General features: G+C 43.7%; 1 pseudogene. It reads right to left on the reverse strand.

The annotated features are described in order from the left end of the window. Nucleotides 1-327, reverse strand: a pseudogene (locus ACTQ53_RS17720) (ATP-dependent RecD-like DNA helicase); the annotation flags it as partial.

The following is a 327-nucleotide window of genomic DNA, read 5'->3' on the forward strand; positions in this document are numbered from 1 at the left end:
AAGCTCCGTTGCTTCATATTCCACCAGATTGTTGTCAAAGTTGACACAGAGTGTGCGGTCTTCTATGTTGACTTTTTCTACAGTTCCGATGTCACCATTGTACACATTCTTGTCGTAATTGTTACGTATTTGCATCACACGGTCGCCCAACTTATAAGTTGTACCACCACGGCTTATGCCCAATGTAGTTGTATTGAGTGCTTGCTGTAGCATCAGGTTCAGGTTGGCTGCACCTACCACACTTCTTTGCATCGGCGTAAGTACCTGGATGTTGCTTAAAGGCTGATTGTAAGCCTTTGGCAAGCGATACTTCACAAGTTTTACTAT

Source organism: Prevotella sp. Sow4_E9_plate (genome assembly GCF_052116205.1).
In the GTDB taxonomy this organism is placed as follows: domain Bacteria; phylum Bacteroidota; class Bacteroidia; order Bacteroidales; family Bacteroidaceae; genus Prevotella.